The following is a 25734-nucleotide window of genomic DNA, read 5'->3' on the forward strand; positions in this document are numbered from 1 at the left end:
GGCGGCGCGCGGGCCGCTCTGATGCGCGATGACGCGGGTTCAGCCGATCAGAAGATCGCCTTGAACTGGACGCCGTAGGTGCGCGGGTCGTTGATGAAGCCGGTGTTGTTGTTGAAGTCGATCGCGCCCGTCACTCGGATCTGGTCCGTGATGTTGCGGACGAAGCCGGCGACCTCGTACTTGCCGTTGCTCCAGATGTAGCCCACGCGCAGGCCGCCTTCGGTCAGCGACTTGCCGGTGAACTCCTTGGCCTCGTACAGGAAGAAGTTGACCTTCGAGCGGTAGGCCCAGTCGGTGTAGATGTAGAACTCGTTGCCGCCCGCGGTCGGGATCGAATAACGCGCGGTCAGGTTGGCCACCCACTTGGGCGCGTTCGGCAGCGGATTGCCGTCGATGCTGTAGTTGGTGGTCGAGCCCGGCATCAGCGGATCGGTCATCGTGCAGCCGCCGCCGCAAGCCGGCAGCGACAGGGTCGCGTCCTTGATCTTGGTGTTGTTCAGGCTGCCGCCCAGGGTGATCAGCAGCTGATCGACCGGCAGGACTTCCAGGTTCAGCTCGACGCCATTGCCTTCGGCCTTCTTGGCGTTCAGCAGGCGGTTGGCGTTGTTCTGGCCGCCGACGGCGGTCAGTTGCAGATCCTTCACCGTGTAGTTGAAGGCGCTGGCCGACAGACGGGCACGACGATCCCAGAAGTCCGACTTCACGCCGATCTCATAGGAGGTGACGTTTTCCGGCGCGGCCTGCGACTGGCCGGCGAACAGCGACGCGCCCTGCACGGACGAGGCACGGAAGCCGGTCGCCACACGCGCGTACAGGTTGGTGTCCTTGGTGACCTTGTAGGTGCCGGACACATCCCAGTTCCACTTCGAATCCGAGGTGTTGGCCGTGGTGCCGGTGCTGGTGTTCAGGTTGGCATAGCTGCTGGTGACGTCGACATCCTTCTTGTCGTGCGTGAAGCGCAGGCCGCCGCGCAGCTGGAAGTCCTGCGTGACCGCGTAGTTGACCGAACCGAAGGCCGCCCAGGCGGTGTTCTTCTGATGCGTGTCCACGTAGCCCGCCACGGCGCCGCTGGAGGTCGTGTAGTCGGTGCTGCGGGCGGTGTAGCGCTCGTCGAAGAGGTACACGCCGCCTTGCCAGCGCAGCGGGCCGGAGGACGCGGATTCGACGCGGAATTCCTGCGTCAGCTGGCGGTGGCCGTCCATCGAGCTGGACGACTCCGACGGGAAGGTGGCCTGGCCCTCCTGCGTGAACGGCTTGGTGCCGCCGTAGATGTAGCCGCCGTCCACGTCCCCGCGGCTGAACGGGCGCACGGACTCGAAGCCGGTGATCGAGTACAGGTTGATTGCCCCCAGGCCCCAACGCAGGCGGGCGCTGCCGCCCGTGGCATGCAGGCTCTGCTCGTTGACGCCGTCGGTGTAGGCCTTCTCGGGATCGAAGCCGTCGACCAGGTCGTTCGTGCCGGTCTTGATGATCGAGGAGCGGAACAGGCGCGCGCTGCCCTTCAGGTCGCGGCCGTGGAAGTTGAACAGCGCGCTGAAGTCCTTGTGCGGCTGGTACAGGGCCTGCAGGCGCACGGCGCGGTCGTCGTAGCCCTCCAGGTCACGGGTCTTGCCGGACTCGGGCACGTTCTTGACCCAGTCGTCGCGGTGCTGGATCTGCGCCGAGATGCGGGCCGCCCAGTCGCCGGTCAGCGGCACGTTGGCGGCGCCTTCCAGGTTCATCGTGCCGTAGGTGCCGTAGGAGACGTTCAGGTAGCCTTCCTGACGCTGCGAGGGCTTCACCGAATCGAACTTCACCACGCCGGCCGGCGTGTTGCGGCCGTACAGCGTGCCCTGCGGGCCCGCCACGACTTCGACGGCGGCCAGGTCGAAGGCCGGGAAGCCCTTCAGGATGGGGTTCTCCTGGACCACGTCGTCGTACACCAGCGAGACCGGCTGCGACGCGTTCAGGCGGAAGTCGGTGTTGCCGTAGCCGCGGATGTAGAAGCGCGGGAAGGCGCGGCCGAAGGACGACTCGATGTTCAGGCTGGGCACGCGGCCCGACAGGAAACGCACGTCCTGGCCGGCGGAGTTCAGCACGTCCAGCTTCTCGCCGGAGATCTTGGTGACCGCGTTCGGCACTTCCTTGATGTTCTCGACCCGACGCTCTGCGGTGATGGTCACCGTCTCGAGCTGACCCTTCTCCTTGGCGGCCGTGTCGGCGGCTTCCTGGGCCATCACGGGCCAGGCGAGCAGGGCCAGCGAGACGGCCGCAGCGGCCTCGCGCAGGGCCGGGACAGCGGCGCGCTGGGTGGCGAATCGATTCATGGGGGAGTACTCCGGGGAAGGATGGAAAACCGGGGGCGACGCCGGCGACACCGATGGGTAAACCAGCGTCACGGGCAGCAAAAATGTGGGCGCAGGTTGGCGCGGTGGACGCGAATCTAGCAAGTTCGTCATAAAGGCGTCACCCTAGGCACCAGGACGGTGCGTTTTCTGTTGCCCAAACACTGCACCTGCTCGCGTGTCGCCCGAATGGGCGTCGACGGCGCACGGCGCGGGCGTTACGTGGTGCGCCGCGAACCCTCGCAGGGAGGGTGCGTTCCCCCTGAGGAGGCTGCGTTCCCCCGGGCTGCTGCCACCTTCGGAACGAGGCTTTGCGATACTGCCGCCCTCTTCCAGAGGTCACCCGCCCACCGTCCATGCGCTTCATCACCCTCAACCTCAACGGCATCCGCTCGGCCGCCACCAAGGGCGTCTTCGACTGGCTGCCGCAGCAGCAGGCCGACGTGGTCGGCGTGCAGGAACTCAAGGCGCAAGCCGACGTCGTCGAATCCCAGTTCGCCGGGTACGACACCCTGACCGGCCACTTCCATTACGCGCAGAAGAAGGGCTACTCGGGCGTGGGCCTCTACACGAAGGAAACGCCCAGCGACGTGATCGTCGGCTTCGGCAGCAGCGAGTTCGACAACGAGGGCCGCTGGATCGAGAAGCGCTTCGACAAGCCCGGCCGCAAGCTCAGCCTCATCAGCTGCTACTTCCCCAGCGGCTCCAGCGGCGAGGAACGCCAGGCCGCCAAGTTCCGCTTCCTGGCGGAGATGTACCCCTACCTGATGGCCCTGCGCGCCGAGCGCGAGTTCATCCTCGTGGCCGACGTCAACATCGCCCACAAGGAAATCGACCTGAAGAACTGGAAGGGCAACAAGAAGAACAGCGGCTTCCTGCCCGAGGAACGCGACTGGATGACCCGGCTGCTGGAGAAGGACGTCGGGCTGGTGGACGTCTTCCGCGTCCTCAACGACAAGCCCGAGCAGTACACGTGGTGGAGCAACCGCGGCCAGGCCTGGGCGAAGAACGTGGGCTGGCGGCTGGACTACCACCTGGCCACGCCCGGCATGGCCCATCTGGCCACGCGCGAGGCGATTTACCTGGACCAGCGCTTCAGCGACCACGCGCCGCTGACGATCGACTACGACTTCAAGTTCTGAGGCTCAGTCGACCTTCGCGCCGGACACCTTCACGACCTTGGCCCATTTGGCCGTCTCGCGCGCGATGAGCGCCGCGAATTCGGCGCTCGTGCCGCCACCGGGCACTGCGCCCTGGGCCGCCAGGCGCTCCTTCATCACGGGCGTCGCCAGCGCCTTCGCCACCTCGCGCTGGACACGCGCGACCTGATCCGCCGGCTGCGCGATCGGCGCCAGCAGGCCGAACCACGACGAGGCCTCGAAGGCCTTCAGCTCCGGCACGCCGCTCTCGGCGATCGTCGGTAGATCGGGGAGGGCCTCGCTGCGCTTCGCGCTGGTGACCGCGATCGCCTTGAGCTTGCCGGACTTGATGTGCGGCATCGCCGAGGGCAGGTTGTCGAACATCAGGTCCATGTTGCCGCCCATTAGGTCCAGCAGCGCCGGGCCCGATCCGCGGTAAGGGAAATGGATCATGTAGGTCCCGGTCAGGCTCTTGAAGAGCTCCCCCGCGAGGTGGATCGAGGTGCCGTTGCCGCTGGAGCACATGTTCAGCTTGCCCGGATTGGCCTTGGCCACGCGCGCCAGGTCGGCCACGCTGTTGATGCCGTACTTCTGCGCGTTTGCAGGATTCATCACCAGCACGTTGGGCACGGCCGCGACCAGCGTGATGGGCACGAAGTCCTTGACCGGATCGAAAGGCATCTTCGGATACAGCGACTGGTTGATCGCATGCGTGCCCACGGTGCCCATGAGCAGCGAATGGCCGTCGGTCGCATGCGCCACGTCGGCCGAGCCGGTGTTGCCGCCCGCGCCGGGCTTGTTCTCGACGACGACCGGCTGGCCGAGCGCTTTCTGCAGCTCCGGCGCCATCGCGCGGGCCATGAGGTCGGTGGTGCCGGCCGGCGGGAACGGCACGACGATGCGCAGCGGCCGCGAGGGCCAGGCCGATTGCGCGCGGACCAGTTCCGGCAGCCAGAGGGCGGACGACAGCGCGATCAACTCGCGACGGTTCAGGCTCATGGGACGTCTCCTTGTTGTGATCTCGATGCAGGCGGAAAAAGCGATGCGATCTCGATGCGGCGGACGGTCCCGGCCCGTCTACGCAGGTCTGCCCAGGTCTGCCCAGGTCTAAGCGGCGGCCTCCGGTGCTTCCGGTGACGCCGGCCCCAGGAGGGTCTGAAGCTGCACGCGCTCGGAGCTGCAGGCGGCGTCGAAGTCGGCCTCGATCTGGATCAGCGCCTGCGCGTCGCCGGCCTCGACGGTGACGATGCCGCGCGCGCGGTTGCGGCCCTGCGACTTGGCCGTGTAGAGCGCCATGTCGGCCCAGTTGACCGCCTGTTCCCAGTGCAGCGCGAGCTGCGCCGGCGGCAGCGGGAAATGCGCGAAGCCGATCGAGCAGGTCACCCGCAGCGGTCCTGCCGCCGTCGGCACCGGCTCGCCGCCGACGATGAACAGGATGCGCTCGGCCAGCAGCTGCAACTGGTCCGGCGCGACGTTGCGGGCGAAGACCAGGAACTCCTCGCCGCCCCATCGCACCACCAGGTCCTCCGCCCGCACCGCCTGCGCGATGCGCCGCGAGACCTCGATGATCACGGCGTCGCCGGCCGCATGGCCGTGGCGGTCGTTGACGTGCTTGAAGTGATCGATGTCGATCATCAGCAGCGCGCCGGTGAACATGTCCTTCGCATGGCGGTCCATGACCGCGAGGAAGTGCCGGCGGTTGGCGAGGTCCGTCAGCGGATCGCGCTCGCTCTGCGCGCGCAGCAGACTCTGTTTGGCCTTGAGCTTGCGGTTGGCGTCGCGCACGCGCGCCAGCATCACGCCGATGAGGATCAGCGACAGGCCCAGCAGCGCGGCCAGCCCGACGCCGACGTATTGCGCCAGCCGACGGTTGCCGAGCTCGCGGTCCTGCAGCGTCTGCTCGCGGCGCAGCAGTTCCAGGTCGCGCTGCTTGGCTTCGCTGTCGTACTTCAATCGCAGCTGCTGCAGCGAGGACTCGCGGTTGCGACGCGCCGTGTCCGCGCTCAGCGCGCGCTCCTCGTGATAGAGCCGCAGCGCCTCCTTCGGCTGGCCGACCTTGGCATAGGCCTCGCCGAGTTCGCGCAGCTGCAGCGCGCGCCGCACGGGATCGAAGTCGCCCTGCGCCATCTCCAGGACCCGGGCGATCTCGCGCCGCGCCGGCTCGAACTGGCGCTGCTGGACCAGCGCGACCGACAGGTTGTGGCGCAGCGTGCGCTCCACCGTCTGGTCGTTGTAGAACTGCACGACCGGCAGGGCCAGCCGCGCGAGTTGCACGGCCTTGGCGGACTGGTCGGTGTGGATGTAGGCGTCGAGCAGGTTGTTCTGCAGCAGCGCGACATCGCGGCGGCCGCCCGACTGCTCGGCGAGTCTCAGCGCGTCTTCCAGCGCGGCCAGCTGCGCCGAGCGGTCCCCGCGCCGCGACGAGACCATGGACTCGACCATCTTCGCGCGGCTCATCGCCGACACGTCGCCCTGCGCGAGCTGCCAGGCCTGGGCCATCCACTGCTGGGCCGCGGCCGGCTCGTCCCGGACCTGGCTGTTGACCGCCAGCGACCCCATCATCGTGCCGGACAGGCTGTGGTCCTGGAGCGCCTGCGCGAGCGACAGCGCCCGCCGCAACGAGGTTTCCGCGAAGGCGTACTCGCCGCGCGCACCCTGGGCCCGCGCGACCAGCCTCAGGGCCTGGATCATCACGCGCGCATCGCAGCCGGGCGGGATGGTCGTCGTCGCGCCGGCGGGGCACGCCGGCGAGAGTTCGTCGAGCGCCAGCTGCGCCATCTCGCCCGAGCGGCCGGTCTGGCCCTGCCGGTCCTGGAACTCGGCCAGCAGCATGCGCGAGAGCGGTCGGCCCCCCGGCTGCGCCTCCAGTTCGGCGGCCGTGCGGCGCACATCGTCGGGACGTCCGGCCTGGACCGCGTTGCGGCCCAGCGTGTAGTCGATGTGGAGACGATGCGCCGCATGCGCGGGGTCCGCCAGCAGCGCGCGCAACTGCTGCGCGGCCTTGTCCGGTTCGTTGTAGCCGAAGCGGTCCAGCTGCGCGAGCTGCGCATCCAGCGCGCGATCGGGGATCTCCGCGCGCGCCGACATCGCGCCGAGGACGAGCAGGGCGACCGCCGATGCCATCGTCCATGCAGCTCTCGCTGCCGACGTCCATGCGGCGCAAGCCGCGGCAGGACGTGCGGCCTTCAGGATGACGCGGCGCCATGTCCTCATGCGCGCGTCTCCTGCGTCGGTCCGAGCAGGCTGACCAGCTGCACCTGGCCCTGATGCCACGCGGATTCGATGCGCCCCGCCAGCGCGAGCAGCTGATCGCGGTCGCGCGCCTGCATCGCCGCCACGCCGTAGGCCTTGTTGCGGCCGTGCGCCTTGGCCATGTACATCACCGTGTCGACGAGATCGATGGCGCGCTCCCATTCCAAGGTCAGGTCCTGGGGTGCCATCGGGAAGCTCGCGAAGCCGATGGACGCGCTGATCGGGATGTGCAGCGACCCATGGTCGACCGCCTGCCCGCCGATCTGGTCCAGCAGACGCTGGCCGAGCTGGCGCGCGTCCTCGGTCGTTTCCGAGTTCACGAGGATCAGGAATTCCTCACCGCCCCAGCGCACGACCAGGTCCTGCTCGCGCAGCACGCCGCGCAGGCGGCGCGCGACCTCGACCAGCACGGTGTCGCCGGCGGCGTGACCCCATTGGTCGTTGATGCGCTTGAAGTGGTCGATGTCGATCAGGAAGAGGCTGCCGCGCAACCCGCCGTCGCGCGTGCGTTGCGCGATGGCCTGCTGGAAGTGGCGCCGGTTCGCCAGACCCGTCAGCGGATCGCGCTCGCTCTGCACCCGCAGCGATTCATTGGTCTGCGCCAGCGCCGCATTCGTGCGGCGGATGCGCCGGTAGGCCAGCGCCAGCAGCGCGCCGGACAGCAGCACGCAACCGCCGACCTCGGCCCACAGCTTCAGCTGCAGATCGCGCGTGCGGATCTGCTCCGCCTTGAGGCTGTTGTCCTGGTTGAGCAGCCGGATCTCGCGCTGGCGCTGCTGGTCCTCGAAGCGCGCCTGCGCCTCCAGCACCGCCTTGCGCGTCTCGTCGCGCAGGACCTCGTCGAACTCCCGGCGCGATTGATGGAAGGCGTCGATCGCGCCCTGCAGGTCGTCGAACTTCTCCAGGTAGGTGCCCAGTTCCAGCCAGGACTCGGCGGTGTAGCTGCCGGCCTCGCGCTGGGCGTCCATCGTGATGGCCTGCAGCACGTCGCGCTTGCCCTCGTCCAGCTTGCGCAGGCCGATCTTGGCGATGCCGGTGTTGTGCCGCGCAAGGATCTCGGTGGAGATGTCGCCCGTCTCGTGCGCCAGGGCCAGGCTTTGCGTGGAGAGCTCCAGCGCCCGCGCGTAGTTGCCGCTGCGCAGCTCGTAATCCGCCAGATTGCCCAGCGCCAGGGCCTGCAGGCCGGGCGCCTGCGCCTCACGGGCATATTGCAGCGCCTGTTCGCGGGCCTGCTGGCTGTACTTCGGATCGTCGTCCTGCGAGTACACGATGCCCAGGATCGTGTGGACCGAGTACAGCAGCACCGGATCCGGATCCTGCTGCGCGGCCAGCAGCGCCTCGCGCGCGGTGCGCTTGGCGTGGTCGAACTGCTGGCTGCGGTGGTAGTTGAAGGCCAGGGTCGCCTCGGTGGCCGCGGCACGCCAGCGCGATTCCATCGCGCGCGCCTGCTCCAGCGCCTTCAAGCCGCTTTCGACCGCCGCATCGACTTCGCCGTAGTCGCCCTGGATGTAGGCGCGCAGCTCGGTCGCGCGCCACAGGAGGCGGCGGTCGGCGGTCGCGGCGTCGATGTCGGACAGGCCCGCCAGGAGCCGCACGCCGGCGCCGAGCTCGCCGTTCGCCTTCAGCCACTGCGCGCGTGCCAGCATCAGCGCCAGCGGGATCTGCGAGCGCGTGGGCGCGGCTTCGGGCCAGGCCTTGATCTCCTCGATCGCCGCCTCGTGGCCGCTGCGGTCGCGCAGCTGCGCGAGCAACGCGGCGCGCTGGCTCAGCGCCTCCAGCCGCTCGGGGCTGCCCACGGCGGCACGCGACTCGAGGGCCTGCAGTTCGCGCACATGGTCGCGCGGATGGGCCTGGCCGACACGTTCCTGCTGTTCGAGCTCGGCCTGCAGCGCCCGGTCCTGCACCGCCGGCAAGGCCGATCCGCCACGGCCGCCCGTCGCGCCCGTCGCGCCCGACGGGGCGGACCCGCGCGACCCGGCGTTGTCCCCGGGACCGCAACCGGACAGCAGCGGCACCCCGACGCTCATTGCGAGCGCGAGGGCCACGGCGCGGAGTTCCGAGGGCGTGAGGGGCATGAAGGCCGAGGGTCAGTCCGTGCGTCCGCGCCGGAGCAGCGCGTGCAGCAGGATGGCGCCGAAGGTGGCAGTTCCGATGCCGCCCAGCGTAAACCCACCCAGCTTCAAGGTGAAGTCGCCGGTGCCGATCACCAGCGTGACGGCGGCGACCATCAGGTTGCGCGGGTCGCGGAAGTCGACCTGGTGGTCGACCCAGATGCGGGCGCCGGCGATCGCGATCAGACCGAAGACGACGATGCTGACGCCGCCCATCACCGCCAGCGGGATGGCCTGGATCAGGGCGCCGAACTTGGGCGAGAAGCCCAGCGCCAGCGCCATCAGCGCGGCGAAGACGAAGACCGCCGTCGAGTAGATGCGCGTGGCGGCCATGACGCCGATGTTCTCGGCGTAGGTGGTGACGCCGGTGCCGCCGACGGCGCCGCTGGCGATCGTGGCGAGGCCGTCGCCGATGAAGGCGCGACCGAGGAAGGGCGTCATGTCGCGGCCGGTCATCGCGCCGACCGCCTTCAGGTGACCGAGGTTCTCCGCGACCAGGATGAGCGCGACCGGCGCGATCATCAGCATGGCCGCGCCGTCGAAGACCGGCGCGTGGAACTGCGGCAGGCCGATCCATGCCGCCGCCGCGACCTTGGACAGGTCGATGGGCGCGCCCAGGCCGAAGCCGTTGGTCAGCAGCGCGTAGATCAGGCTGGCCTGGATCAGGCCGGCGAGGATCAGCAGGCGCTGCAGCATGCCGCGCGCATAGACGGCGACCACGGCGACGCTGACGAAGGTCGCCGCCTGCATCCAGGCGTCGAAGGGCGTGGGCGCCATGTTCTTGATCGGCACCGCGGCGAGGTTCAGTCCGATCACCGCCACCACCGCGCCGGTGACCACCGGCGGCATCAGCTTCTCGACCCAGCCGCTGCCGGTGGCCGACACCAGCAGGCCGATGGCGGTGTACAGCACGCCGCAGGCGATGATGCCGCCCAGCGCGAGCGGCAGGTTGGGATTGGGGCCGCTGCCGGCATACCCGGTCGCGGCGATGACCACGCCGATGAACGCGAAGCTCGAGCCCAGGTAGCTCGGCACGCGGCCGCCGGTCAGGAAGAAGAACAGCAGCGTGCCCACGCCGCTCATCAGCACGGCCACGTTGGGATCGAAGCCCATCAGCAGCGGCGCCAGCACGGTGGCGCCGAACATGGCGATCACATGTTGCAGGCCGAGCGCCGCGGTCTGCGGCCAGGACAGGCGTTCATCGGGAGCAATCGCCTTCTCGGGGCCGACGGTCACGGGCCGCCAGCGCATCAACCACGCCATGGACTTTCCTCAACGGGACAAGCCGTCGAGTGTAAGGATCGCCCAGGCCGTCGCGACTCCGGCTTATCCCGTGACCGGGTGACGCTGAGCAGGCGATGCGCGCTCTGCGCTCAGCCGTCATCGCCGGGCGCGTCAACGCTCAATGTGCGGCACACCGCATTCGGCGTTCAGTGTTCAGTTTTCAGAACAGCACCATGTCGCGGTTGCGTCGCGGCAGTTGCCGCAGCAGGCGGCGCCACGAGGCCCAGGCGCGCCAGGCGGCACCGCCGGTCAGCAGGCTCAGGATCAGCAGGATGGTCATGATGGGACTCCTCAACGCGCGCGGATGCGGCGAATGATTTCGCACGATCGTGCGAAGTTGGTGGAAATGAAGCGGCCCGAACGGGTCATGTGTGTCATGGGCGGGCCTCAGGGAATGGGAGCGGGAGCGGCGGCCGACGCGGCATCGAGCCGCACCGGCGCCATCAGGCGGCCGTAGCTGGTCCAGGCCCGCGCCTGTGCATCCGGCGTACGCAGGAAACGCACCTCGCGGACCAACGCGGTGAAGAGGCCGTCGAGCTCGAAGATCAACTGGTCCAGATCGGCATCGGCGCGGAGCTGACCGGCGTCCTGCGCCTGCACCAGCGTCCGACGCATCGTCTGACGCCAGCGGCGGACACCGTCCAGCAGCCGATCGCGCATCGCGTCGTCGCGGTCGTCGTACTCGAAGGCGCCGGCCACGTAGAGGCAGTTGCCATGCGGGCCGTCGACGCGCGCCAGCCAGGCCCGCACCATGGCGTCCAGCCGCGGCAGACCGCGCGGCTCACGCAGCGCGGGCAGGATCACCTCCTGCTGGAAGATCTTCTCGAAGGAGTCCAGCACCGCGGCCTGCAAGGCCTCGCGCGAGCCGATGCGCGAGAACACACCGCTCTTGGACAGATTCAGCCGCTTGGCCACCTCGCCGATGGACAGGCTGTCCAGACCGTCCAGACGCGCCATCTCCAGCGCGACATCGACGATGGCGCTCTGCGTCAGTTCGCTGCGGGCGGTCTTGGCTTCCATGGAACGCAATTTAGCACGGTCGTGCGAATTTCGCTGAACGCCTCGATGGCAGCGTCGAAAGTCGGGTTATTCGAGGAGGTCGCCGGCCTGGCCGACGTCGTCGGCATCGCCCGCATCACCGGCCGCTGTCGGCGGTCGCCCTCGACGCGGCGTCGGCGCCGGCGCGGGCTTGATGCCGCGGCGCTTGAGCGCCTCGCGCAGCAGCAGCTCGATCTGGGCGTTGGACGAACGCAGTTCGATCGCGGCCAGCCGCTCGATCTCCTCCCACAAGGCGGGATCGAGGCGCAGCGGAAACTGCTTCTTGCCGGGACTGCCCATCGCCGCGTCGCTCCGTCGTCAGCGGCCTGGGCGGCGGTGCGGCGATCTGGGCGCGTCACGGCCGCTTCCGCCACCTGGCGCAGCGTCCGCTGGTGCTCCGCGGGCGGGCAGGCGGAAGCTGAGCAGGAACACGATCGCCCAGGCGACGATGGCGATGAACCAGAGCACGCCGCCCACGCCGCCGCCGAACCAGGTCTGCGTTTCCAGCGCCAGCGCCGGCGCGATCACGAACAGGTTCGCATCGGCCTGCGCCAGGACCACGAGCAGGCCGAGCGGCCAGGACAGCCGCGCCAATCGCGCGAGCGTGCGTTCGCGACGTTCCGGCGCCAGCCAGTAGTCCTTGTGAGGCATGTTGAGGAAAAAGCTGGCGTACCGCGCGACCAGGCACGCGCCCCACGTGCACATCCACGGAATGAAGATCCCCGTCACCAGCGCGGTCGCGACCATGCCGTTCCAGTCAGAGGTCGTCGGGTATCCGCCCGCTGCCGCCGAGTCCCCTCGGAAGGCGGCGGCGACGGCGACCAGGTGCGCCGCCCAGACCGCGAGGAACAGCAGCTTCCAGACGGTCCACTCGCCATCGATCGACGCGGACGTCGATGGCGACGCGGATGCGGAGGCGGACGACCTTCCGCGACGGGTGTTGTGATCCATGAATGACGCCCTCCGAGATCAGTTGTAGAGGGTGCCCGCGTTGATGATGGGCTGCGTGTCCTTGTCGGAGCACAGCACCACCAGCAGGTTGGACACCATCGCCGCCTTGCGCTCGTCGTCGAGCTGCACGATCTCGCGCTCGCTCAGGCCCTTGAGCGCTTCCTCGACCATGCTGACCGCGCCGTGCACGATCTTCTTGCGGGCGCTGATGATGGCTTCGGCCTGCTGGCGACGCAGCATCACCTGCGCAATTTCCGGCGCATAGGCCAGATGGGTGAGCATCGCCGTCTCGACGCTGACGCCGGCGGGCTGCAGGCGCGCCTGCAGCTCATCGATCATCGCGGCCATCACCTCGTCGGCGCCGGCGCGCAGCGTGATCTCCCGGCTGTCGATGTCGTCGCCCTCGTCGTATGCGAACTGCGAGGCGACGTGCCGGATCGCGGCCTCCGCCTGGATGCTCACGTACTGCTCGAAGTCGTCGACCTCGAACACCGCGCGCGCCGTGTCCTGGACCCGCCAGACCACCGCGGCGCCGATCTCGACGGGGTTGCCGCGCTTGTCGTTGACCTTCAGCGTGGGCGCGTCCAGGTTGCGCGCGCGCAGCGAGAGGCGGCGCTTGATCATGAACAGCGGGATCGTCCAGCGCAGGCCGGCGGTCCGGTCCGTCCCGACGTAGCGGCCGAACAGCGTCAGCACGCGGGCCTCGTTGGGCTGCTGGATGTAGAGACCCAGCAGCAGGACCAGCGCGCAGACGATGACGATCCACGTACCCGGCCGCAGGAGCACGGCGCCCTGGGAGCTGATGAACAGGAAGATCGCCACGCCCGCCAGGGCGAGGCCCATCAGCAGCGCGGCGTAACCGTTCATGTGGCCGCCGTCGCGCTCGCTCGCGGCGGCGGTCTTCGGGGCTGTCGTCTTGCTCATCACCGGCCTCCTCCAAAAAGGTGATATCACTTTAAGCCCCGGACACCTGTTCGCGCAAGCCCTGTCCCCCGATCACCCCCAACGGTGGGACGCCACCCGAGATCGCCGCGAGATGGATGGGAGGTGGATCGGATGTGGCCCAGAAAGCAGAAAGCGCCCCGAGGGGCGCTTCCGAAGGACTCCAACCGGACTCCCTCTCCCGCACTGCGGGAGAGGGCGGGGGTGAGGGCCGCGGTCGAGGCAGGACGACGATCGAGCCGATCAAGCGCCCTTGCGCGCCAGCGGCAGCAGGAAGTTGGCGACGGCGATGCAACGCTGGCCGAGTTCTTCCTCGCTGACGCGCAGCCCGAAGCCGGCCATGGCCGGCGACGTCAGATAACGGCCGCCGATGGCGACGGTCGGGACGCCGTCGATGTTGTACTGGTTCTGCAGCTTCTCGGCCTGCTGGCTCTTGGTCGTCACGGTGAAGGAGTTGTAGGTCTCCTTGAACTTGGCCGCGTCCACGCCCAGCGGCGCCAGGAACTTGGCCATCTCGTCGACGTTGGTGAGGCCCTGGCCGCCGCGGTGGATGGCGTTGAAGATCGCCGGACGCACCTGCGCTTCCTTGCCCATCGCTTCCAGCGTGAAGAACAGCTGCTGGTGGATCTTCACGTTGGCGCGGAAGGCCACATGGACCTTGCGATAGACGACGTCGGCGGGCAGCTGCTTGGCCCAGGCCTCGATCGTCGGCTCGAAGACGTAGCAGTGCGGGCAGCCGTACCAGAAGAACTCGATCACCTCGATCTTGCCCGGCGTCGAGCCCGGCACCGGCGTGGCCAGGCGCTGGTACTGGCGGCCCTCGACCGGGCCGCCCTGCGCCTGCGCCGGCGCGGCGGCCAGGAGCGCACCACCGCCCGCGGCGGTCGACAGGGCCGTGAGGGCGTTGAATTCGCGACGCTTCATCTTCGATTCCTTGTTGGGTTCCGTTGCGACCGGCGCCGCAGCGGCCGGCCATCCTAGAAAGTCAAACTTAGAGCGGCATTAACGCGGCATGACGGCGGTATCGAGACGATACGGACGTCGCGCCCGCGCTCAGCGCTGGATCGCCACGAGGTTGGCCTCGACGCCGGCGCCTTCCAGCCTCTTCTGCTGCGCTTCCGCCTCGTCGCGCGTGTCGAACGGGCCCAGGCGGACACGGAACACCGTGCGACCGGACTGCTCGCGCTCCATCACCTTGGCCGAGAAGCCCTGGATCGCGAGCTTGGCGCGCTGCTGCTCGGCGTCCTCCATGCGCGCGTACGCACCGGCCTGGACGAAGAAGCTGCCGCGCGAGCCGTCGGGACGCACGCCGTCGGCGCGCGGCTCGGTGGGACGCTGGTCCGGCTTGACGGACGGGATCTGGTTCTGGGCCTGCGGCTGGACCGCAGGGGCGCGATCCACCGGGCGGCCCTCGACCGCCGGAGCCGGCGTCGCGCCGGTGGTGACCTGCGGCGTCGGTTGCGCGGCGGGCGGCACGACTGCCGGCGTCACCACGCCCGAGGCGGCCTTCGCCCCGGCGCGGCCGGCCAGCGGCGCATTCGGATCCCAGTTCCGGTTGCGTTCCGCTTCCTGCGCGTCCTGCTCCGCGGTGCGCTGCGGCAGCTTGTTGACGAAGGGCACCGGGGCCTTCGTCACGTACAGGGCCACGCCCAGCGCGATCCCCAGCCCCAGCAGCAGGCCCACGATCAGGCCCATGGCGAATCCGCCGCGCTGCTTCTGTTTACTCATTGCTGCTCCTGCGAGTCACGTTCCATCGCGTCCGGGGCCGACACCCCCAGCACCGCCAGCGCGTTGCGCATCACCTGCCGCGTCGCGGCCGCCAGCGCCAGGCGCGCGCGCGTCAGGGCCGGGTCGTCGCCCAGCACGCGTTCGGCGCCATAGTAGCTGTGGAACGCACCCGCCAGATCGCGCAGATAGAAGGCCACGTCATGCGGGGCCAGGTCTTGCGCCGCCGCCGTCAGCATGCGCGGATAGTCCGCCAGCTTGAGCATCAGCGCGAACTCGGTCGGCGCGGTCAGCAGCGACAGGTCGGCGCCGGCCACCGCGGCCTCGTCATGTCCCCGCTCCACGCCGCGGCGCAGCACCGAGCAGATGCGCGCATGCGCGTACTGCACGTAGAACACGGGGTTCTCGTCGGCGGCCTTGAGCGCGAGGTCGACGTCGAAGACGAATTCCGTGTCGGCCTTGCGGCTGATCAGGAAGAAGCGCACCGCGTCGCGACTGGTCCAGTCGATCAGGTCGCGCAGCGTGACGTAGCTGCCGGCGCGCTTGGAGATCTTGACCTCCTCGCCGCCCTTCATGACGGTGACCATCTTGTGCAGCACGTAGTCGGGGAAGCCCTGCGGGATGCCGACGCCGGCGGCCTGCAGGCCGCCGCGTACCCGGGCGATCGTGCCGTGGTGGTCGCTGCCCTGGACGTTGATGCACTTCGAGAAGCCGCGCTTGAACTTGTTGACGTGGTACGCGACGTCCGGGACGAAGTAGGTGAAGGTGCCGTCGGACTTGCGCATCACGCGGTCCTTGTCGTCGCCGTATTCGGTCGAGCGCAGCCACAGCGCGCCGCCTTCCTCGTAGGTCTTGCCGTTGGCGATGATGCGCGACACGGCATCTTCCACCTGGCCGCCGCTGTACAGCGAGGACTCGAGGAAGTAGTTGTCGAAGCTCAGCCCGAACGCCTGCAGGTCCAGGTCCTGCTCGTGGCGCAGGTAGGCCACGGCGAACTGGCGGATGCCGTCCAGGTCCTCGATGTCGCCCGACGCGGTGAAGGCGCGGTCGTCCGCCGTCACCGTCTCCTTGCGCAGGAAGGCGTCGGCGATGTCCTGGATGTAGTCGCCGTTGTAGGCCGATTCCGGCCAGCCCGCGTCGCCCGGCTTCAGGCCCTTGAGCCGGCATTGCGTGGACTGCGCCAGCGTCCCGATCTGCACGCCGGCGTCGTTGTAATAGAACTCGCGGCTGACCTTCCAGCCCTGCGTCTCGAACAGGTGGCAGAGCGAATCGCCCAGCGCCGCCTGGCGCGCATGGCCGACGTGCAGCGGACCGGTCGGGTTGGCGGAGACGAACTCGACCAGCGCGGACGTGTCGCGCGCCGGCTGGTGGCCGAAGCGCGTCGCCGCGGCGAACACCTCGCCGACCACGGCCTGGCGGGCCGCCGGCTTCAGGCGGATGTTGATGAATCCGGGGCCGGCGATCTCCAGCGCCTCGACCCAGCGCTCGAAGGCGGGCTGCGCCTGCAGCTGGGCGATCAGCGTCTGCGCCAGTTCGCGCGGATTCTTCTTCAGCGCCTTGGACAGCTGCATCGCCGCCGTGCAGGCGAAGTCGCCGTGGGCGGCCTGCTTGGGGTTCTCGAAAGCGGCCGCGGGCGCGGCCTTGATGAGGCCGCTGTCGAGGGCCTCCTGGCTCAGGCCCTGGAGCACGGTGCCGAGGGCGGCGAGCAATTCCTGCTTGGCTTGGATCATGGGGCCGCATTTTAGGGGACCTGCCCTGTAAGAGACCGTGGCCCCCTCTTGCCCGCACCCTCTCCCTGGGGCAGGATGGTCCTCCGATGAGCGCCTCCGACGATCTCCGTCCCTCCACCTTTTCCGATTCGACGCTCGGCGGACTGGCCGACCTGCCCGAGCAGATCGGCAAGTACCGCGTGCTGAGACGACTGGGCGAGGGCGCGACCAGCGACGTCTTCCTGGCGATGGACGACTTCAAGGGCCAGGAAGTCGCCATCAAGCGCATGCGCGCCTGGTCGGCCGGCGGCCGCAGCGAGGAAGACACGCTCAGCATCCGCTTCTTCGCCGCCGAGGCCGCGCTGGCCGGTCGGCTGCAGCATCCGAACGTGGTGCAGATCCTCGACGCGGTGCAGGACGGCGACCTCCCCTACCTGGTGATGGAGTTCGTCCACGGCGTCACCCTCAAGCACTTCTGCCGCAACGACCGGCTGCTGCCGCTGGACCAGATCGTCGAACTCGGCTTCAAGTGCGCGATGGCGCTCTCCTACGTGTTCCGCCAGGGCGTCGTGCACCGCGACATCAAGCCGGCCAACCTGCTCGCCGTGCTCGACAACCAGGGCCAGGTCACCGACGTCAAGGTCAGCGACTTCGGCAGCGCGCTCAACCTCAACGCCGACATGACGCAGGTGCATCGCGTCGGCTCGCTGGCCTACATGCCGCCCGAGCAGATCGAGGGCGGCGACGTCGGCGCGCAGGCCGACATCTATTCGCTGGGCGCGGTGCTGTACCACATGGTCTGCGGCCGACCGCCCTTCGACGCGCCCAACCAGATGGCGCTGATGCATCAGATCTACCACCAGGCGCCGCAGCCGCTGCTGGGCCAGCGCGGCGGCGTGACGCCGGAGCTGGACGCGGTCATCCAGCGCGCGCTCTACAAGCACCCGTCCGAGCGCTATCCCGACTGGGAGTCCTTCGGACAGGCGCTGTCGGAACTGGTCGCCAAGCAGCTGGTGCCGCTGGCGCGGCTCAACGAGGTGAAGGACTCGGAACGTTTCAACCTGCTGCGCGGGCTGGAGTTCTTCGCGGGCTTCGGCGACGTCGAGCTCTGGGAAGTCGTGCGGCGCGCGCGGTGGCGCCGCTATCCGCTCGACTACCTGCTGTTCAAGAAGGGCCAGGAGGGCAACACCTTCCACATCGTCACGCAGGGCGAGGTCGAGGTCTGGCGCGACGGCGCGCTGGTCGCGACGCTGGGCACCGGCACCTCGGTCGGCGAGATGGCGTATCTCGCGCCGAATCCCGATCTGCGCCGCCACAGCACCGACATCAAGGTGACCCAACTTTGCACAACCGTGTCGTTTACACCCGACTCGCTGGGGCAGCTCAGCCCGGAGTGCCAGCACCGTTTCGACCGGGCTTTCATACAGGTGCTTGTCAGGCGGCTCCACCTCGCCCATGAGGCGCTGGCGTCTCCGCGCCGGATCATGTGAGTCAGCGACCGACTCGCGCCTGCAGATCGGCGTCGGATCGTTGTCGACTGAAGCGGGTCACCCATTCTCTTGACGGCCGTCAACCGCTCTTGAGAGCCGTCCGTTGCTGTGCTCAACTGCTCGACAGGTCCTTCCCCAACCCCCTGTAGCCCCCGTAGGAGAGAGTGATGAAACACCTGACCCCCACCTCGCTGTTCGCCGGTGCCTTGCTGGCGCTGGCCGCGCTGGGCGCTCACGCCGCGGACGACGCCAAGAAGGCACCGTCCGAGAAGCAGCTCAAGCAGCAGCAGCTGATGAAGAGCTGCAACGCCGACGCCAAGGACAAGTCCGGCGATGAACGCAAGGCCTTCATGAGCAGCTGCCTCAAGGGCGAGACGGCGTCCGCGCCGGCCAAGACCGCTCAGCAGACCAAGATGACGACCTGCAATGCCGATGCGAAGGGCAAGACCGGCGACGCCCGCAAGGCCTTCATGAAGGAGTGCCTGTCGGCGAAGTAACGCAACGCCGCATTGGGCGCCCCGCGTCGTTGCAGATCCTCGCCATAGCGCCGCTATGGCTCCGGTCTGCGCCTAGCGGGGCATCCCAATGCGACGCCGCGTTACCCCGCCGACCGAGGACTACTTGACCAGCACGCCGCGCGCGAGCATCACCGCCGCGATCGGGATCAGGATCAGCAGGTGCGCCTGCATCATGATCAGGCGGCGCGTTGAACGGATCTCGGTCTCGCTGGGCAGGCCACCGCCGCCGTCCAGCGTCTTCGTCCAACGGCGGAAGGTCAGGGTCGGCTTGATCGAGATCAGTCCGATCACGACGAACATCCCGAACTTGAAGTGCAGCAGCGGCTGGTGCCAGTACCAGCCCAGGCCCTTCATGCCCCACCAGGTGCGGGCCAGGCCGGTGAGCAGCACCGCCACCGCGGTCATGCCGTAAATCATGTCCAGCCGCGAGAGGCGGCGCACGACGGCCGGATTCATCCATTCGCTGCGGCACAGCGCCGCCTGGCTCGACAGGAAGACGACCAGGCTGAGGATGGCCACGATGTGCAGGCCGGCGAGCAGGGCTTCGAGGGTCATGGGGTCTCCCAGGTGGAGGCACGGGCCCAGTAGTCGGGGCTGCCGTGGTGTTCTTTCAGGAAGTCTATCCAGAGCCTGACGCGCAGCGGCAGGTGCTTGCGCTGCGGCAGCACGGCGAAGATGCCGTTGGGCGGCGCGGCGAAGTCGTCGAGCACGCTGACCAGCTCGCCCGCGTGCAGCGCCGCGGCCACTTCCCAGGTGCTGCGCCACGCGAGGCCGAGGCCTTGCCGGCACCAGTCATGGAGCACCTGGCCGTCGCTGCAATCGAGCCGCCCGCTCGGCCGCAGATGCTGCACCTGGCCGTCGATGCGGAAGGCCCAGCCGCGCGTCTGGCTCGCGTCGGAACTCAAGGTCAGGCACTCGTGCCGCATCAGCTCCGACGGATGCTTCGGCGTGCCGGCGCGCTTGAGGTAGGAGGGCGCGGCCACGCACAGCCGCCGGTTGTCGGCCAGCCGCATGCTGATCAGGCTGGAATCGCTGAGGTCGCCGACACGCACCGCGCAGTCGAAGCCCTCGTTGACGATGTCGACGACGCGATCGCTGAGGTTCAGCGACACGCTGACCTCCGGATGCCGCGACAGGAAGTCCGGCACCAGCGGCGCGACATGGCGTCGGCCGAAGCCGGCCGGCGCGGTGATCCTCAGATGGCCGCTGGCCTTCACGCCGCCGGCGCTGACGCTGGCTTCGGCGCTGGCGAATTCGGCGAGCAGGCGCTGGCAGTCCTCGAGGAAGGCGATGCCCTCGTGCGTCAGCGTCAGCTTGCGCGTCGTGCGCAGCAGCAGCTTCACGCCGAGCCGCGCCTCCAGCGCGTCCAGCCGGCGGCCCATCACCGCCGGCGCCACGCCCTCCGCCTGCGCCGCGGCGGTCAGGCTGCCCTTGGTCGCGACCAGCGTGAAGGACTCGATCTGTTTGAGGCGGTCCATGGCCGGCGATTGTTGGACCGTTGCGCCGCCCGAGGCAATGAATGACGACCCTGGTCGTTGTTATTTGTGCAAAAAAGTCAGGGATCTTCGACCAGGGCCGACATGAATCGCCACCGCCTCTCGCCCTACAGTCGACGCATCGTTGAACCGCCTTCCGGAGTCGCCATGACCGCACGCAGCCAACACCACCGCCTCCAGGTCGATGCCGCCCTGGCCCGTTTCATCGAGACCGAGGCCCTGCCGGGTACCGGCGTCGAGCCGGCCGCGTTCTGGCAGGGACTGGACGCGCTCGCGCACGAGCTGGCGGAGAAGAACGCCGCCTTGCTGGCCGAACGCGACCGGCTGCAGACCGAGATCGACGGCTGGCATCGTGCCCATCCCGGCCCGATCGCCGACATGGCGGCGTACCAGGCCTTCCTGAAGCAGATCGGGTATCTGGTGCCGCTGCCCGCCGACCCGAAGGCGACGACCGCCAACGTGGACGCCGAGCTCGCCATCCAGGCCGGCCCGCAGCTGGTGGTGCCCATCCTGAACGCCCGCTACGCGCTGAACGCGGCGAACGCGCGCTGGGGCTCGCTGTATGACGCGCTCTACGGCACCGACGTGATTCCCGAGACCGACGGCGCCGAGCGCGCCGGCGGCTACAACCCGGTGCGCGGCGCCAAGGTCATCGCCTTCGCGCGGCAGGTGCTGGACCAGGCCGCGCCGCTGGCCGGCGCGTCCCACGCCGACGCCGCTGGCTACGCGGTCAGCGGCACCGCGCTGGCCGTCAAGCTGAAGGATGGCCGCTCGGTCGCACTGGCCGATCCGGCCCAGTTCCTCGGCTACCTGGGCGACGCCGCCGCGCCGTCCGCGATCCTGCTGCGCCATCACGGCATCCACCTGGAGATCCAGGTCGACCGCGCCTCGACGATCGGCCAGACCGACGCCGCCGGCGTCTCCGACGTGCTGATGGAATCGGCCCTGTCGACCATCCTCGACCTGGAGGATTCGATCGCCGCCGTCGACGCCGAGGACAAGCTGCTGGCCTACCGCAACTGGCTGGGCATCCTGCGCGGTTCGCTGACCGAGGAGGTCCGCAAGGGCGGCCGGACCTTCGTCCGCCGGCTGAACCCGGACCGCGTCTACAAGGCCGCCGGCGGCGGCGACGACGTCGTGCTGCCGGGCCGCTCGCTGCTCTTCGTGCGCAACGTCGGCCACCTGATGACCAACCCGGCCATCCTGCTCGAAGGCGATCGCGAGATCCCCGAGGGCATCATGGACGCCGTGGTCACGACCCTGATCGCCATCCACGACCTGAAGCAGCTGTCGGGCTCGGGCCTGCGCAACTCGCGCCGGGGCTCGATCTACATCGTCAAGCCCAAGATGCACGGCCCGGCCGAGGTCGGCTTCGCCAACGAGCTGTTCGGACGCGTCGAGCAGCTGCTGGGCCTGCCGGCCTCCACGGTGAAGCTGGGCATCATGGACGAGGAGCGCCGCACCAGCGTCAACCTCGCCGCCTGCATCGCCGCGGCGCCCAGCCGCGTGGCCTTCATCAACACCGGCTTCCTGGATCGCACCGGCGACGAGATGCACACCGCGATGCTCGCCGGCCCGATGCTGCGCAAGGGCGACATGAAGGCCAGCGCCTGGATCCAGGCCTACGAGCGCAACAACGTGCTGGTCGGCCTGAGCGCCGGCCTGCGCGGCCGCGCCCAGATCGGCAAGGGCATGTGGGCGATGCCGGACCTGATGGCCGCGATGCTGGAACAGAAGATCGCCCATCCCAAGGCCGGCGCCAACACCGCCTGGGTGCCCAGCCCGACGGCCGCCACGCTGCACGCGCTGCACTACCACCAGGTCAGCGTGGCCCAGGTCCAGCAGCAGATCGAGACCGACGCGCCCGGCGTCGACCGCGCCGACCTGCTGCAGCGCCTGCTCACCATCCCGGTGGCCGCCGACCCGTCCTGGACCGACACCGAGAAGCAGCAGGAACTGGACAACAACATCCAGGGCATCCTCGGTTACGTGGTCCGCTGGATCGATCAGGGCGTCGGCTGCTCGAAGGTGCCGGACATCAACCAGATCGGACTGATGGAAGACCGTGCGACATTGCGCATCTCAAGCCAGCACGTGGCGAACTGGCTGCAGCACGGCGTCGTGACCGAACAACAAGTTCGGGCGACATTCGAACGGATGGCGGCGGTCGTCGATGGCCAGAACGCCGGTGATCCGGTTTACGAACCGATGTCCGGAAATCCGAACAGCATGGCGTATCAAGCGGCGCTGGACTTGGTGTTCAGAGGGCGTGAACAACCCAGCGGCTACACCGAACCGCTGCTGCACGCATGGCGGCAGAAGCGCAAGGCGGCGGATGCGGCAGGAGCTCCCGCCGCGACGAACCAACGGTAACGATCTCCCTTGAAACGCCGCCATCGTGCGGCGTACATCGGCAATCACCAAAAGCGACCTTCGGGTCGCTTTTTTGTTTCTGTCCGTTTCTGCGCTTGTCCGGCTCTTGTCAATTTGAGCATTTTCACCGGCATCAAGAGGCTGACTTCTGGCACTCCCGTGTCAAACGGCATGCCTGGAATGGCGATCTGCGTTCGTTCAAGCATGGAAAACCCTTACGGGGCGGCCCCGGGGCCACTTCTTTTCCCCGTTACTTAAAGTTTGTTCACCTACGCGCAGTGTCCGATGACACAAAGTCATCAGCGCTGGAATCATTTTTGCCATTTCACGGATCCGGCATGACCTCTTCGCTTCAACTCCGCCGCGTGAGCATCGCGGCCGCGCTGCTCGCCGCTTCGATCGGTGCCGCACACGCCCAGGAAAACACCCAGCTCGAGCGCATCGAGATCACGGGCTCCAGCATCAAGCGCGTCGCCAACGAAGGCGCGCTGCCCGTCCAGATCATCACGCAGGAAGAGATCAAGTCCTCCGGCGCCAACAACGTCGCCGACCTGATCCAGCGCCTGCCCGCCATGGGCGGCAACCTGACCGTCGGTGACATCTCGATCGGTTCGAACTCGGGCGGCATCGCCACCGCGTCCATCCACGGCATCGGCGAAAGCTACACGCTGGTCCTGCTGAACGGCCGCCGCATCGCCCCGACGGGTTCGGGCAGCCGGATCAACCTGAACTCCATCCCGATGAGCGCCATCGAGCGCATCGAAGTGCTGACCGACGGCGCCTCCGCGCTGTACGGCTCCGACGCCATCGCCGGCGTGGTGAACTTCGTCCTGAAGAAGAACGTCCAGGGCGGCAACATCACCGCCAACTACAGCAACCCGATCGGCAACGGCGGCACGGCGTACAACGTCAGCGCCACCTACGGCCTGGGCGACCTGAACCGCGACGGCTTCAACGTCGTCGCCACCTACCGCCGCGACGACCAGCAGCAGCTGAAGTCGGGCGACCGCAGCTTCGCCAAGAGCGCCTACCTGCCGTTCACCTTCAACGGCAAGAACTACGCGTACGACCGCACCAGCACCTCGGCCGACCCGGCCAACGCCGCCGTCGTGTTCAAGCGTCTGGCGGGCGAAACGACCACGCTGCCCGCGTACTCGTTCAACCCGTACCGCCAGGCCAACGGCGTGTGCGCGCCCAACAACGTCTACAGCCTGGCCAACACCATCCCGGCCAACTCGACGTCCAAGGCCGGTACCGCCCAGTGCGCGTTCGACTTCGTCAGCACCATCGACGTCTACCCGGAATCGACCCGCGACTCGCTGTTCGTCACCGGTGAAGCCAAGATCAACGACCGGATCAAGCTGTTCTCGGACGTGGCCTTCACGCGCCTGGACCTGACCGCCCGCATCGCGCCGAACCCGGTGCCGGTCGCCATCGCGTCGACCTCGCCGCTGTTCACCAAGTACGTCGCGCCCTACCTGACGCCGGCCCAGCTGGCCCACGTCGACACGGTCACCGCGAACTACCGCGCCACCGACTTCGGCACCCGCGATTCGCAGACCATCACCGACGCCAAGCACGTCGTCGTCGGCAGCGATGTCGCCATCGGCGACTGGGACCTGACCGGCGCCCTGACCTGGTCGCAGAACTCGCTCGACGAGAAGTACGTCGGCGGCTACTTCAAGGCCAAGGAATTCGGCAGCATCCTGTCCACCGGCGCGCTCGACCCGTTCGTGCCGTCCGGCAACCAGAGCGCCGCGACGCAGCAGCTGATCAAGGACTCGATCTACCACGGCACCATCCGTGAAGCCTCGACGACGCTCAAGGGCGCCGACGTGCGCGCCTCCGGCGAGCTGTTCAACCTGCCCGCCGGCGCCGTCAAGCTGGGCGTGGGCGCGGACTTCCGCAACTACCACTACAAGCAGGATCCGTCGGCCGACGCGGTGGCCGGCGTCATCTACAACTTCGCCCCCAACCCCAAGTACGACCTGGAACGCGACAACGTCGGCGCCTTCGCCGAGTTCGTGGTGCCCGTCATCAAGAACCTGGAGCTGACCGCCGCCCTGCGCTACGACAGCATCAGCAAGATCAAGGACGGCGTGAACAAGCGCGACTTCGGCAAGACCGAGACGGCGACGACCTACAAGCTGTCCGCCTCGTACAAGCCGATCAGCACGGTCGTGCTGCGCGGCTCCTACGGCACGGGCTTCAAGGCGCCGGACATGCTGGACATCGCCCAGCCGCTGGTGACCAACGGCGTGACGGCTTCGAGCTACGACTGCCCGTACCCGGGCGACGGCTCCGGCGCGGCACCCTGCAAGCCGGGCAAGTCGCAGTACACCCAGCTGTCGGGCGGCAACGAGAACCTGAAGCCGGAAAAGTCCAAGCAGGCCACCGTCGGCATCCGCTTCGACCCGACCCGCAACTTCGGCGCGAGCCTGGACTACTGGCAGATCGACCTGCGTGACGCCGTCAGCGCGGTCTCCGCCAACCAGGCCTTCGCCGACCCGCAGCTCTACAAGAGCCTGTTCACGACCTACAAGCTGCCGGCCGAGACGAACGCGTACTACGCCTTCATGTCGATGTCGACCAACATCGGCAAGTCGAACTACAGCGGCATGGACTGGCAGCTGGACGGCCGCCTGAACATCGAAGGCCTGGGCCGCCTGACCACCACGGTCAACGGCACCTACATGATCGAGGCCAAGTACACGAAGCCGGGCACCGCCAACGACTTCACCGACAGCCTCGGCAAGTACGGCGTGGACGCGCAGGTCATCTTCCGCAACACGGCGCAGGCCAAGTTCGCGCTGGAGACCGGCAAGTTCACGAACTCGATCGCGGTGAAGTACCGCTCGGGCTACAAGGACATCGAACAGACCGTCCGCGACCTGCAGACCGGCGTGAACACCCGCATCCAGCTGCTGGTGCCGAACTACATCACCTTCGACTACCAAGGCACCTACCGCTACAACAAGGCGCTGGAACTGCGCCTGGGCATCCAGAACCTGACCAACCAGACCCCGCCGTTCACGCTGCGTGACTCGTCGGGCCACCAGGTCGGTTACGACCCGCGTTACGCCAGCCCGCTGGGCCGCACCGTCTACCTGACGGGCAGCTACAACTTCTGATAGTCGGACGGGGATTCGGGAAAATCCGTGCGTTCCACGCGCGGAGATTGACGAATCCCCGACAGAAGGACCGACCGCCCTGTGGCGGTCGGGATACAGCTTGTTGCCACCCCGCAACAAGTTGGGCGTCTGACGATCCGGGTATTCCTCGGGAGAGGACCATCCGCCGATACCCCTGACATAGCCGGAAGTCACCCGTGACGCCGGTCATGCAGGGGTATCGGTCCGTCTGGACATGCCCCTTGTCCTGG

General features: G+C 68.3%; 19 protein-coding genes. 5 read left to right on the forward strand and 14 right to left on the reverse strand.

Annotated elements, in window-relative coordinates; all coding sequences use genetic code 11:
• Window positions 1–47: 47 nt before the first annotated feature.
• On the reverse strand, window positions 48–2306 hold the full coding sequence (locus ACQZ13_RS28475) for a TonB-dependent receptor (protein ID WP_431049174.1): 2259 nt from the start codon (window positions 2304–2306) through the stop codon (window positions 48–50).
• Between the two features lie 374 nt (window positions 2307–2680).
• Between ACQZ13_RS28475 and ACQZ13_RS28480 the strand changes: the two genes are divergently transcribed.
• Window positions 2681–3466 carry an exodeoxyribonuclease III gene (locus ACQZ13_RS28480; protein ID WP_431049175.1) on the forward strand — a complete coding sequence of 262 codons (786 nt, stop codon included), beginning with the start codon at window positions 2681–2683 and terminating at the stop codon, window positions 3464–3466.
• Between the two features lie 3 nt (window positions 3467–3469).
• Here the strand turns inward: ACQZ13_RS28480 and ACQZ13_RS28485 are convergent, their stop codons facing one another.
• The 11 genes from ACQZ13_RS28485 to argS all read right to left on the reverse strand — a co-directional run bounded on the left by ACQZ13_RS28485 (window position 3470) and on the right by argS (window position 16496).
• Window positions 3470–4462: a Bug family tripartite tricarboxylate transporter substrate binding protein gene (locus tag ACQZ13_RS28485; protein WP_431049176.1), complete on the reverse strand. Its 993-nt coding sequence runs from the start codon at window positions 4460–4462 to the stop codon at window positions 3470–3472.
• Window positions 4463–4570: 108 nt separating this feature from the next.
• Window positions 4571–6676: a diguanylate cyclase domain-containing protein gene (locus ACQZ13_RS28490; protein WP_431049177.1), complete on the reverse strand. Its 2106-nt coding sequence runs from the start codon at window positions 6674–6676 to the stop codon at window positions 4571–4573.
• Window positions 6673–8790 carry a diguanylate cyclase domain-containing protein gene (locus tag ACQZ13_RS28495; protein ID WP_431049178.1) on the reverse strand — a complete coding sequence of 706 codons (2118 nt, stop codon included), beginning with the start codon at window positions 8788–8790 and terminating at the stop codon, window positions 6673–6675. The genes ACQZ13_RS28490 and ACQZ13_RS28495 overlap by 4 nt, the downstream gene beginning before the upstream one ends.
• A 12-nt stretch (window positions 8791–8802) precedes the next feature.
• Complete coding sequence (locus ACQZ13_RS28500; RefSeq protein WP_088408682.1) at window positions 8803–10089, reverse strand: solute carrier family 23 protein; 1287 nt, start codon at window positions 10087–10089, stop codon at window positions 8803–8805.
• Window positions 10090–10497: 408 nt separating this feature from the next.
• Window positions 10498–11130, reverse strand: a complete 633-nt coding sequence (locus ACQZ13_RS28505) for a TetR/AcrR family transcriptional regulator (RefSeq protein ID WP_431049179.1) — start codon at window positions 11128–11130, stop codon at window positions 10498–10500.
• A gap of 66 nt (window positions 11131–11196) precedes the next feature.
• Window positions 11197–11448, reverse strand: coding sequence for a hypothetical protein (locus tag ACQZ13_RS28510; RefSeq protein WP_431049180.1), 252 nt, complete (start codon window positions 11446–11448; stop codon window positions 11197–11199).
• Between the two features lie 18 nt (window positions 11449–11466).
• Window positions 11467–12099, reverse strand: a complete 633-nt coding sequence (locus ACQZ13_RS28515) for a hypothetical protein (protein WP_431049181.1) — start codon at window positions 12097–12099, stop codon at window positions 11467–11469.
• 18 nt (window positions 12100–12117) lie between these two features.
• The gene (locus tag ACQZ13_RS28520) at window positions 12118–13023 is read right to left on the reverse strand and encodes an SPFH domain-containing protein (protein WP_088408686.1); all 906 of its coding nucleotides are present in this window, start codon (window positions 13021–13023) and stop codon (window positions 12118–12120) included.
• Window positions 13024–13284: 261 nt separating this feature from the next.
• Complete coding sequence (locus ACQZ13_RS28525; RefSeq protein ID WP_431049182.1) at window positions 13285–13965, reverse strand: thiol:disulfide interchange protein DsbA/DsbL; 681 nt, start codon at window positions 13963–13965, stop codon at window positions 13285–13287.
• 129 nt (window positions 13966–14094) lie between these two features.
• A complete protein-coding gene (locus ACQZ13_RS28530; RefSeq protein WP_431049183.1) occupies window positions 14095–14769 on the reverse strand; it encodes an SPOR domain-containing protein in 675 nt (224 codons plus the stop codon).
• On the reverse strand, window positions 14766–16496 hold the full coding sequence (argS, locus tag ACQZ13_RS28535; RefSeq protein WP_431049184.1) for an arginine--tRNA ligase: 1731 nt from the start codon (window positions 16494–16496) through the stop codon (window positions 14766–14768). Before argS ends, ACQZ13_RS28530 begins: the two co-directional genes overlap by 4 nt.
• Before the next feature lie 86 nt (window positions 16497–16582).
• Here argS and ACQZ13_RS28540 point away from each other — a divergent pair, with 86 nt between their 5' ends.
• Window positions 16583–17965 (forward strand): serine/threonine-protein kinase, encoded by a 1383-nt coding sequence (locus ACQZ13_RS28540; protein WP_431049185.1) that lies wholly within the window; start codon window positions 16583–16585, stop codon window positions 17963–17965.
• A 167-nt stretch (window positions 17966–18132) separates the two neighbouring features.
• Window positions 18133–18462 carry a PsiF family protein gene (locus ACQZ13_RS28545; protein ID WP_088408691.1) on the forward strand — a complete coding sequence of 110 codons (330 nt, stop codon included), beginning with the start codon at window positions 18133–18135 and terminating at the stop codon, window positions 18460–18462.
• Between the two features lie 120 nt (window positions 18463–18582).
• Here the strand turns inward: ACQZ13_RS28545 and ACQZ13_RS28550 are convergent, their stop codons facing one another.
• Together ACQZ13_RS28550 and ACQZ13_RS28555 are read right to left on the reverse strand one after the other, a co-directional pair.
• A complete protein-coding gene (locus tag ACQZ13_RS28550; RefSeq protein ID WP_431049186.1) occupies window positions 18583–19038 on the reverse strand; it encodes a DUF2214 family protein in 456 nt (151 codons plus the stop codon).
• On the reverse strand, window positions 19035–19961 hold the full coding sequence (locus ACQZ13_RS28555) for a LysR family transcriptional regulator (RefSeq protein WP_088408693.1): 927 nt from the start codon (window positions 19959–19961) through the stop codon (window positions 19035–19037). The genes ACQZ13_RS28550 and ACQZ13_RS28555 overlap by 4 nt, the downstream gene beginning before the upstream one ends.
• Before the next feature lie 165 nt (window positions 19962–20126).
• Here ACQZ13_RS28555 and ACQZ13_RS28560 point away from each other — a divergent pair, with 165 nt between their 5' ends.
• Both ACQZ13_RS28560 and ACQZ13_RS28565 read left to right on the forward strand, forming a co-directional pair.
• Window positions 20127–22352, forward strand: coding sequence for a malate synthase G (locus tag ACQZ13_RS28560; RefSeq protein WP_431049187.1), 2226 nt, complete (start codon window positions 20127–20129; stop codon window positions 22350–22352).
• Window positions 22353–22690: 338 nt separating this feature from the next.
• Window positions 22691–25483 carry a TonB-dependent receptor gene (locus ACQZ13_RS28565; protein WP_431049189.1) on the forward strand — a complete coding sequence of 931 codons (2793 nt, stop codon included), beginning with the start codon at window positions 22691–22693 and terminating at the stop codon, window positions 25481–25483.
• Window positions 25484–25734 lie beyond the last annotated feature (251 nt).

It is taken from the genome of Roseateles sp. L2-2 (assembly GCF_050613215.1).
GTDB classification, from domain to species: domain Bacteria; phylum Pseudomonadota; class Gammaproteobacteria; order Burkholderiales; family Burkholderiaceae_C; genus Roseateles; species Roseateles noduli.

Excerpts from the sequence above, each read along its gene's own strand:
- ACQZ13_RS28540 (WP_431049185.1), top strand. The coding sequence starts at position 16,583 with ATGAGCGCCTCCGACGATCTCCGTCCCTCCACCTTTTCCGATTCGACG.
- ACQZ13_RS28550 (WP_431049186.1), bottom strand. The coding sequence starts at position 19,038 with ATGACCCTCGAAGCCCTGCTCGCCGGCCTGCACATCGTGGCCATCCTC.
- ACQZ13_RS28525 (WP_431049182.1), bottom strand. The coding sequence starts at position 13,965 with ATGAAGCGTCGCGAATTCAACGCCCTCACGGCCCTGTCGACCGCCGCG.
- argS (WP_431049184.1), bottom strand. The coding sequence starts at position 16,496 with ATGATCCAAGCCAAGCAGGAATTGCTCGCCGCCCTCGGCACCGTGCTC.
- ACQZ13_RS28510 (WP_431049180.1), bottom strand. The coding sequence starts at position 11,448 with ATGGGCAGTCCCGGCAAGAAGCAGTTTCCGCTGCGCCTCGATCCCGCC.
- ACQZ13_RS28505 (WP_431049179.1), bottom strand. The coding sequence starts at position 11,130 with ATGGAAGCCAAGACCGCCCGCAGCGAACTGACGCAGAGCGCCATCGTC.
- ACQZ13_RS28555 (WP_088408693.1), bottom strand. The coding sequence starts at position 19,961 with ATGGACCGCCTCAAACAGATCGAGTCCTTCACGCTGGTCGCGACCAAG.
- ACQZ13_RS28495 (WP_431049178.1), bottom strand. The coding sequence starts at position 8,790 with ATGCCCCTCACGCCCTCGGAACTCCGCGCCGTGGCCCTCGCGCTCGCA.
- ACQZ13_RS28560 (WP_431049187.1), top strand. The coding sequence starts at position 20,127 with ATGACCGCACGCAGCCAACACCACCGCCTCCAGGTCGATGCCGCCCTG.
- ACQZ13_RS28520 (WP_088408686.1), bottom strand. The coding sequence starts at position 13,023 with ATGAGCAAGACGACAGCCCCGAAGACCGCCGCCGCGAGCGAGCGCGAC.
- ACQZ13_RS28545 (WP_088408691.1), top strand. The coding sequence starts at position 18,133 with ATGAAACACCTGACCCCCACCTCGCTGTTCGCCGGTGCCTTGCTGGCG.
- ACQZ13_RS28475 (WP_431049174.1), bottom strand. The coding sequence starts at position 2,306 with ATGAATCGATTCGCCACCCAGCGCGCCGCTGTCCCGGCCCTGCGCGAG.
- ACQZ13_RS28500 (WP_088408682.1), bottom strand. The coding sequence starts at position 10,089 with ATGGCGTGGTTGATGCGCTGGCGGCCCGTGACCGTCGGCCCCGAGAAG.
- ACQZ13_RS28530 (WP_431049183.1), bottom strand. The coding sequence starts at position 14,769 with ATGAGTAAACAGAAGCAGCGCGGCGGATTCGCCATGGGCCTGATCGTG.
- ACQZ13_RS28480 (WP_431049175.1), top strand. The coding sequence starts at position 2,681 with ATGCGCTTCATCACCCTCAACCTCAACGGCATCCGCTCGGCCGCCACC.
- ACQZ13_RS28485 (WP_431049176.1), bottom strand. The coding sequence starts at position 4,462 with ATGAGCCTGAACCGTCGCGAGTTGATCGCGCTGTCGTCCGCCCTCTGG.
- ACQZ13_RS28515 (WP_431049181.1), bottom strand. The coding sequence starts at position 12,099 with ATGGATCACAACACCCGTCGCGGAAGGTCGTCCGCCTCCGCATCCGCG.
- ACQZ13_RS28565 (WP_431049189.1), top strand. The coding sequence starts at position 22,691 with ATGACCTCTTCGCTTCAACTCCGCCGCGTGAGCATCGCGGCCGCGCTG.
- ACQZ13_RS28490 (WP_431049177.1), bottom strand. The coding sequence starts at position 6,676 with ATGAGGACATGGCGCCGCGTCATCCTGAAGGCCGCACGTCCTGCCGCG.